Source organism: Oleiphilus sp. HI0067, assembly GCF_001635735.1.
The window spans coordinates 1-6,162 of the sequence record NZ_LWFI01000168.1; the positions used below are offsets into that span (position 1 = coordinate 1).

At 42.7% G+C, this 6,162-nt stretch carries 7 protein-coding genes; 6 read left to right on the top strand and 1 reads right to left on the bottom strand.

Annotated elements, in window-relative coordinates:
* Positions 1–89 precede the first annotated feature (89 nt).
* The 5 genes from A3739_RS02295 to A3739_RS02315 all read left to right on the top strand — a co-directional run bounded on the left by A3739_RS02295 (position 90) and on the right by A3739_RS02315 (position 4,297).
* Positions 90–980, top strand: a complete 891-nt coding sequence (locus A3739_RS02295; RefSeq protein WP_068479608.1) for an MBL fold metallo-hydrolase — start codon at positions 90–92, stop codon at positions 978–980.
* Positions 981–1,003: 23 nt separating this feature from the next.
* Positions 1,004–1,333 carry a beta-lactamase hydrolase domain-containing protein gene (locus A3739_RS02300; RefSeq protein ID WP_068479610.1) on the top strand — a complete coding sequence of 110 codons (330 nt, stop codon included), beginning with the start codon at positions 1,004–1,006 and terminating at the stop codon, positions 1,331–1,333.
* 27 nt (positions 1,334–1,360) lie between these two features.
* Positions 1,361–2,980 (top strand): SulP family inorganic anion transporter, encoded by a 1,620-nt coding sequence (locus A3739_RS02305; RefSeq protein WP_231876548.1) that lies wholly within the window; start codon positions 1,361–1,363, stop codon positions 2,978–2,980.
* A 42-nt stretch (positions 2,981–3,022) separates the two neighbouring features.
* The gene (locus A3739_RS02310; protein ID WP_068479614.1) at positions 3,023–3,754 is read left to right on the top strand and encodes a serine protease; all 732 of its coding nucleotides are present in this window, start codon (positions 3,023–3,025) and stop codon (positions 3,752–3,754) included.
* Between the two features lie 117 nt (positions 3,755–3,871).
* Positions 3,872–4,297, top strand: a complete 426-nt coding sequence (locus A3739_RS02315; RefSeq protein ID WP_068500090.1) for an MAPEG family protein — start codon at positions 3,872–3,874, stop codon at positions 4,295–4,297.
* A 58-nt stretch (positions 4,298–4,355) separates the two neighbouring features.
* On the opposite strand, the gene A3739_RS02320 is transcribed toward A3739_RS02315, so the two are convergent.
* Positions 4,356–4,781 (bottom strand): thioesterase family protein, encoded by a 426-nt coding sequence (locus tag A3739_RS02320; RefSeq protein WP_197469375.1) that lies wholly within the window; start codon positions 4,779–4,781, stop codon positions 4,356–4,358.
* Positions 4,782–4,889: 108 nt separating this feature from the next.
* Between A3739_RS02320 and A3739_RS02325 the strand changes: the two genes are divergently transcribed.
* Positions 4,890–6,162, top strand: a 1,273-nt coding sequence (locus tag A3739_RS02325; protein WP_068500093.1) for an HDOD domain-containing protein, incomplete at its 3' end; no start/stop codon positions are given.

The following is a 6,162-nucleotide window of genomic DNA, read 5'->3' on the forward strand; positions in this document are numbered from 1 at the left end:
TATCTTTTTGATTTAATAGCGTTGATATATACTCACTACGATATTTTTTTACGAAGCAAACTGCACTAATTAACTAAGGAATAATTACCGTGGCGAAAAAGAGAGATGAGTCTGGGGTTCTCCCAGAAATAGTTCATTTCTTCGATAAAGATTCAAACACCTCTTCTTATATTGTTATTGACCCCACCATTAAACACTGTGCAATTATCGATTCAGTATTAGATTTTAATTACGCGTCTGGTCGAATCTCGCATGATAGTGCAGATAGACTTATCCGTTATGTGCAAAATAAATCTTTGTCTCTCGAATGGATCATTGAGACGCGCGTGCATGCGGATCATTTATCAGCAGCACCATATATAAAAGAGAGGTTAGGGGGAAGATTAGCGATCGTAGAACAGATCTTGACGGTTCAAGACTGCTTCGGAAAAATCTTCAATGAAGGTAGCAAATTTGCTCGCGATGGATCGCAGTTCGACTATCTGTTTGCCATGGACGAGCAATATAAGATTGGCAATATTGAGTGCATTGCGCTGTTTACTCTTGGGCATACCCCCGCTTGTGTGACGCATGTTATTGGTGATGCAGCTTTCGTTGGCGATACCTTATTTATGCCTGATTCGGGCACGGCACGGTGTGATTTTCCTGGCAGTAGCGTGAGCGTTTTGTATGACTCTATTCAGAAGATATTTTCCCTTCCCGATGAAACACGCCTTTATATGTGCCACGACTACCAACCTGATGGTCGTGAACTGGAGTTCGTCTCTACCGTTGGAGAGCAGAAAAACAAAAACGTTCATATCTCGACAGAAATAAAGAAAGTAGACTTTGTTTCATTAAGAGAACAGCGAGACGCGACACTAGATATGCCGCGTTTAATTATCCCATCCTTACAAGTAAACATGCGGGCTGGATTTTTGCCCGACGCTGAAGATAACGGCGTTCGTTACTTTAAGGTTCCAATTAATGCCTTTGGTTAAAACAAACAAGCACTGAGAATATTATGGAAATTAAAAAGATTGCAGAAAAATATACGGTTTCAGATCAGATTACTGTTGCCGACGTTTCTAGCTTAGCTGACATGGGTGTAGAACTTCTTATTTGTAACCGTCCGAATGGAGAGGCTGCCGATCAAACTCCATATGAAGAGATTGCGCAAGCGGCAGAGAAATTTGGAATTAAGTTCGTTGCCATTCCTTTTGCTGGAGGTCAACTTCAAGCAAGCCAAGTCCAAGAATTTAAAAGCGAACTTGATGCGGGTCTCGTAACGCATGCTTATTGCCGAACGGGCAATCGTTGCACGATCATATGGGAGGAAAGCAGCAAAATTTAATCGATTTTCTGTTGGGTTGAAGACTCTGTGAATCAGTATTATTCGAAGCAGTTATTTGTTAACGATATTATCGCTGCGTTTATCGTAACTGCTTTGCTGATTCCTCAATCCATTGCTTACGCAATGCTGGCCGGCCTTCCTCCTCAGGTCGGTTTATTTTCTAGTATTTTACCCATCGTTGTTTATAGCCTTTTTGGTAGTAGTACGACGCTATCTGTGGGGCCTGTCGCAATCATCTCCTTAATGACCGCATCGGCCATAGGTTCAGTTAGTGAAAATGTGGATGTCGGATACGCAGAAGCAAGTATTGTACTGGCTTTGCTGTCGGGGCTTTTCCTCGTCTTGTTTGGCTTATTTCGGCTCGGGCTGATCATTAACTTTATATCAAAGCCAGTCGTGTCAGGATTTATTACGGCTTCTAGTTTGATTATTGTTGCGAAGCAAATAGATCATTTTTCGGCGTTTGATATCTCGTCGTTTAATTCAACATTAGCGCTTGGCGTAACCTGCTTGACAATCCTTTTATTAAATAAACAATTTGGTACTCAGATTTTCTCGCGCTTAATGCCAGCGGGTATCGCGAATTTAATCAGCAAAGCAGTGCCATTTTTTCTAGTCGTTTTAGCTTCGTGTATGTCGTTCTTTTTTGACCTAGAAGCAATAGGGGTTGCAGTTGTTGGTTATATACCTCAGGGCTTGCCTAGTATCTCTTTTGCCGAAGTTGATGTTTCGATTGTCGAGAAGCTGGCATTACCGGCTTTAATGATTAGTTTGATTGGGTATGTCGAGTCTGTATCGGTTGCTCAAACTCTTGGTGCTAAAAAGCGAGAAACTATTATCCCGAATCGTGAGCTTATTGGACTCGGAGCGTCAAATATTGCATCTGGCCTATCCGGAGGAATGCCAGTTACCGGAGGGTTTTCACGATCTGCCGTGAATTTTGAGGCCGGCGCAGCGACTAAGTTATCTAACCTATATGTAGCACTTGGTGTTGCGTTGGCGGCACTGTTTTTAACGCCCTATATCTATTACCTCCCAAAAGTTGTTTTGGCCTCGTTGATCATTGTTGCTGTTATTGGGTTGATGGAGTTTGTGGTGTTTAAACGTACGTGGCTCTATTCAAAAAGTGATTTTCTTGCTGTAGCAGCGACCGTGGTTATCACGCTTACTTCGGGCGTTGAGGCTGGTGTTATTTCGGGTGTAATTATTTCCTTATGTCTTCACTTATACAGGACGTCTAAACCGCACATTGCAGAGGTTGGGTTATTAGAGGGAACAGAGCACTTTAGGAACGTAAAGCGATTTGATGTGACGACTTGTCTCAGAGTGCTGAGTGTGAGGCAGGATGAAAGTTTGTTTTTTGCAAACGCTGAGATGTTGCAAGCATACGTTCTTAATGAGCTATACAAGCGCGATCAAATTGCCCATGTAATTATTCAATGCAGCGCGGTAAACGAAGTTGACTATAGTGCGTTAACCATGCTCGAGAACCTTAATAAGAAATTATTCGAACAAGGTGTTTTACTGCACTTGTCTGAAGTGAAAGGTCCTGTTGATGACAAGCTTGCAACTGCTGGGTTTTATGACCGTTTGACGGGTAACAAGTACTTATCCCAATATGATGCCTTTGAGGCGCTGAAGCGCTAAATCTTTGACTATACTCCTGCCGAAAATTACGTAGGAGATACTGTGAAGACTTCCATCTTTTTGTTTTTTATTCTGGTTTGGCCATGTCTTGCCTCGAGTGCTGTTGTTGATGCGACTCAACCTCCATGGAATGTAATAGGTAAGTTGCGTGTTGAAGCGAAGCAATCCTGTACGGCAACGCTTGTTTCGCCCGATACCGTATTGACCGCCGCGCACCGCATATACGACTACAAAACCCGTTCTTATTTTTCACCGAATAAAATTCATTTCCTAGCGGGCTTGAATGCCGGAGCTTTGGTCGCGCAGTCTGAAGCGATGAGTTACACCGTTGCTGCGAAGCATTTGCCTGAAGGAACTTTCGACGATCAGGCCCTACTTAAAGACTGGGCTCTAGTGCGTTTACGATATCCGGTTGGCTGTATGTTAGGTCATATGAAACCCGGCGATCACACAAACTCCTTTCAACGCTTTATGATTGCAGGCTATCCAAAGTCTGATCCTTCTCGTATGCATGCAGAGCAGAGCTGTAAGTTAGCGTTACCACCCAAAAAGAACCAAATGATTAGAATAAAAGACTGTGCGGTTGAACATGGTGATTCCGGTGCCGCACTGGTTGGACTGAATGGCAATAAAGCAACGGTGCTTGGCGTACTATCTGCAGCCACTAATGATAGTAAAGGAAGATTTAGAGCATTTGTCGTACCTTCAGACGCGTTTTTGAAAAGTATTAAAAAACTACCTCAGAGCTGTGAAAAATTGATGCCTGAATATTGACCTGAAAGGTCATGTTGCGACTGGCCGCTTATCACAACACTCATCTGCATTAAGCGCCGTAAGGCTTAAGAGTTTTAGTTAGGCTGTAACTTCTCACGACAATAAGAAGGTTTAGAGATGACTATAACTAATGAAATTTTAGTTCCTGTAGTAGTGCTTGTTGCATGGTCGCTTGTGCAATGGTTGTGGATGTTAGCAACCCGACTTCCCGCAATTAAGGCGTCAGGAATGACATTAGACGCAACGATTCCTACCGGCGAACAAATGGCAAGTTTGCCATCGAAAGCGAGGTGGAAGGCTGATAATTACAATCATCTAATGGAGCAGCCAACTGTATTTTATGCGCTTGCGATAAGTATGGCTTTACTCGGTCTTGGAGAGGGTTTGAACGAAACACTTGCATGGGCTTATGTGGGCTTGAGAATCGTTCATAGCTTGTTTCAATCACTCGTTAATAAAATTGAATTGCGTTTCATGTTATTTGCGTTATCAAACGTGCCGTTATTCTGGTTAACGATTAACACTTTGACCTCATTATCGTAGCGATTTGCGAAATTAGAGATGAGCCAATGGCTGTCACGCTCATCTCTAATTACCAGATTTAGAAATCTAACTCTTTTATTGTTTTGACTATTTCAATTGGGATGTGGTGTTTCTGATTAGTGTTGTAATCAAAGAACACAATTGTTCCTTCTCCCTCAGCTGCGATTCGGCCTGATTTGTCGCTTTTAACAAAATACTTCATCGTAAATCTATCTGCGCTTAACTCGGTTATTTTCGTCGCAACTGTTATGTTGTCTGGGTATGTCAGCGGCGCTTTAAAGCGGCATTGCGTTGAACCCAAGATTGGCCCGATACCATGAATTTGCATGTATTCGTTGATTCCAGTCTCTTCAAAGTAGGCAATTCGAGCACTCTCAAAGTATTTGAAATAAACCACGTTATTCACATGTTGGAATGCATCCATTTCTCCCCATGCGACCGGGAGATGTATTTTGATATTGCAGTTATCGAAGGTCTCAGACACGAACGTTTTCCTTTATTGTTTTGTGCTTAGAACTTAACAAATACTTCTACTCGATAACAGTTTTTAGTTTGATTGCTAAACTATATAGCTCGTACGTGAGGATGATGTATGCGCGAGCAAAAACAAAAAGGGCTGCACGGGTGGATTAGATTACTGGAGGGTAGCCAAGCCGCTACGCTTGCTGGATTACTTAAAGAATTAGATCGCTTGACTGCAAGTGACGATTCATCTGCGATTCAGTTAGGCGAGGTATTGAGAAAGGACGCGAGTCTTACAAGTCATATTATAAGGATTGGAAACTCCATCCAGTTTAACCCGAGTTCAACACCTGTTACGACCGTTAGCCGAGCAATTATAAATATTGGATTTAAACATATACGTAGTGTGTGCTTGGCCGTAAAAGTACTTGAGTTGTTTTCGATGAACAATGCGAGTGACCAGGTGGCAGACCGTTTGGTAACGGGACTTCATTCTTCTTTTCAAGCGCGTGCTTTGTGTTCCCGACTCAATGAAACCGAGCGTGAAGAGGTGTTCATAGCTTGTCTGCTGAGTCAGTTAGTCGAATTACTTATCGTATCGTCTTGTGATCCGGAAGGGAATTTATATGCGAGCAAGGTTGAGGCTAGCACTACAACAGAAGAGCGAAACATTATCGCCAATAATGTTCTAGGAACTCGCTTAGATACCTTGTCGAAAACACTAATGAAACGCTGGCAGATAGATGGATTAATTAATGATCTCTATAACCCCAGAGCGGTTGATCAGCGTCTGAAAGCTATAGTGCTTGGTCAAGATGCATGTGAAGCGGTTGAATCGGGGGAAGACAGTCGAGTCTTCAAAAGTGTGTTGAAGAAAATGGTCGCATATACCGGTAAAACCGGAGTACATGTGAAAAGCGATGTCCGCGCTGCACGTTATGAAGCATTGCTGGCAATCAAGGAATTTGATGATCAAAAGATTATTACTTGTGCGCAGCGCCGCTTGTCAGATAACAGCGATTCAAGCGAAGTAGATGCTGTACAACAAAGCTCTGAGGGAAGTGGGCTGTCTGCTGAAGATGATGTAAACGCTGACTCTGATCCACAGATTATTCTTCAGAATGATACGAACGAGTCTGATAGTGGTTTGGTAAAGCAAGTAAAAACGCATCATGACTTTGACGCGCAAAAACAGCTGCATGTAAGTCAAAAGCTTACCGAAATGTTGTTGGCAAACGAATTTGAAATGAATGGTTTTTTCCGTTTGCTGCTGCGAGGTGTTTATTATGGCGCGGGCTTTGAACGCTGTGCATTGCTCCTTAAAAATACAACTACTCATCGGTATGTGTGTAAGTTAAGTGATGGCATCTCAAAGATATCGAGCAATGTGTCGGTGACGCAAG